The following is a 2,685-nucleotide window of genomic DNA, read 5'->3' as shown; positions in this document are numbered from 1 at the left end:
TTATGATGATAGGTAAGGCTTTGATGTAATCTCCACCTTTTCCCCCACCTCACACCGTACGTGCTAGTTTCCTAGCATACGGCGTTCCATCGTTTCCAACTGACTTTAAAATCAAATTATGTTACTATCGGTTCATTTCCAGCTTTAGTTCTTAGCACATTCAGTTTATCCATTTGTTTCTTGTTAAGTTTAAAAGACCGAAGGTAATGTGTAATCTTATTAAGATTCGTCATGTGAATCAGTTTGTGTATAAACCAATCTACAATTACCAAGTTGTTGTACTTGTCATCCCCACCTTGTTTAATGGGAACAATGTGATGACAATGAACACGTTCAATACCAATTTCCTCACCAGTTACATAACACTTACCATATTGAGCAACGTATTTTGATATCCTATTATCGTTGTACTCAATACTTTTATTCTTCGAATAAGTCCTCATAACTTGGTTGAGAACATCCTTAGGTATTGCCTTAAGATTACTATGTACTTTATTACGCCCCGTTTCCGTATAGTTACAGATAACCTGCGAAAAATTCCACGGGTTTTTATGATGTATTCCTGTAACTGGTAAGAGTGGAGTGTTCTGTACAGCGTAAATCTTAGTGTTGGGTTGTATTCCTTTGGTCTTCCTTTTAAAATTCACAGATGTTTCACAGAACTTCATGTGCTTCATATTGTTTCTAAGTCTGGTTCTTATGACTCTTCGCAGAGAGTAATTTACCTCCGTTAAATCCATGTAAATTGTAACCGCATATTTAAAGTAATTTTGTATACCAAGAAGGGTTGAATTAAATTGAGTAACTTTCTCTGAAGTCGGCTCCTTTTGAATTCCTTTGATTCGTTCTTTTAGTTGTCTTTTAGCTTTTGTAATAGCTTTGTCGGACATACTGGTTTTTGCAATATATCCAAATTTAGCTTTACCTTGTTTAACCACTTTGATTTTGAATCCAAGGAAAACTGACGAGTTTTTCTTGAGATTAACCACTTTGGACTTTTTGGGGTTAATTTCTAATCCCAAGCGGGATTTGAGAAAATCAACTGTCGCATGATAAAAGCGTTGTGCTTCATCATAAGTCCGACACATTATTTTGAAGTCATCCGCGTATCTCACTACATAACCACATTTTAGATTCGTGTACTTCCTAGCATATTGTCGAAACCCTAAATGCCGAGTAGAGATTCTGTGAGGTTTGTAGGTTTCCCATTGGCTACTTATCCACCAATCAAGTTCATTTAGAACAATGTTGGAAAGTAAAGGAGAAATAATTCCTCCTTGCGGAGTACCCTTATTGGGAATACCCTCTCCTTCTATCTCAGATTTAAGGATTTTTGAAATAACACATAGAAGTGATTTGTCTCTTATTCCCAGAGTCCACATTTGCCTTAATAGCTTTTTGTGGCATACATTATCAAAGAACCCCTTAATGTCAATATCAACACAGTAGTGTTGGTGACCTATGTTAATAAGACTTACAACTCTACTTAGTGCATGGTGTGTACTTCTGTTCGGTCTAAATCCATAACTATGGTTATGAAACTTAGCTTCACAAATAGGTTCCAATACTTGGAGGATAGATTGTTGTACTAATCTGTCCCAAATTGTTGGAATCCCCAGGGGTCGCTTCTTATCACTGCCCTCTTTTGGGATAAGGACTCTTTTAACTGCTTGTGGTTGATAGTTATTTAATCGTTTTCTAACTTCATGAATAATCTTTGTATCGTTTAGGTGCCAAATATCTTTAATGGTTAAATTGTCAACTCCAGCCGTGTTACTCCCCTTATTAGTTTTGATGTTGCGGTATGCTAATCTAATATTTTCTTCCGAACCGATAATATCAATTAATTTATAGAAATTGTTACCATTAAGGCTATTAGAATATAACTCATCATACTTTCTTTGCATGTCGTAATATTCACTGTGCCTTAGTTTAGTTTTCTTTAACATGGGCTGTAACCTCCCCTTATTTACTGGAGGTTTACATCTCTTTAGTCTTACTCGAAACCATGTCAACCATAAGTAACAGTCAGTTTTCAATCGACTAGTGGCTATCCCTCCACGTTCATTACACGTTTCATAGGTACTGTGCCACCACTTTCACTGTCATAAACCTAGGTTATACAATTTACAATTGTTTTCCCTAGAACCACTTCATCGGAAGCAAGCCCTCAGTGTTGACAGCTTACCACGTTCCGTCATTCCTATCTGTGCATATACCGTTAGGTTTCTCCTATGAGCCTGCTACCTTGATATTGCCTGTAACAATATATGGACTTTCATAAAGGCGAGTTTTACTCATCCACAGTAGCGACACTAATTGTGTCAGTAAGCCTTTCGACTTACTTCCGATATAGACCCGTACCATCAGAGATTCGTCCGCACATACCATACTCTATTGGTTCATAGTGCATACTAACCATAGGTAATTTATAGACTTCCGGTTTATAGGTTACACCACCCACCTCTGAGTGACTTTCGTATCCTATAGGATTACGGTAACTCTCAACCGACTTCACCGAGCTTCATACAGTTCAGTTCTTGCTAACTTCACTGCATGTCGGAGTATTAAAGGAAGCCCTTCAAGGCGTTACCCTATCATTTGACTTCTTGGAATGACAGTTCACTGTTGAACTGTAAGTTCGACAATGCCTAAGCTTTTCACTTAGGAACGTGTCGCACCACC

Annotated in this window: 1 protein-coding gene; it reads right to left on the bottom strand. The window is 37.6% G+C overall.

Going from position 1 to position 2,685, the window contains the following annotated elements:
- Positions 1–116: 116 nt before the first annotated feature.
- Complete coding sequence (gene ltrA, locus CQ064_RS32925; RefSeq protein ID WP_000914977.1) at positions 117–1,949, bottom strand: group II intron reverse transcriptase/maturase; 1,833 nt, start codon at positions 1,947–1,949, stop codon at positions 117–119.
- Positions 1,950–2,685 lie beyond the last annotated feature (736 nt).

This window comes from Bacillus sp. MYb78, assembly GCF_002975115.1.
GTDB classification, from domain to species: Bacteria; Bacillota; Bacilli; order Bacillales; family Bacillaceae_G; genus Bacillus_A; species Bacillus_A cereus.
Note: the sequence above shows the minus strand (reverse complement) of the source record. Positions and strands in the feature narration are given on the sequence as shown.

Coding starts and splice junctions, on each gene's coding strand:
- ltrA (WP_000914977.1), bottom strand. CDS start 1,949: ATGTTAAAGAAAACTAAACTAAGGCACAGTGAATATTACGACATGCAA.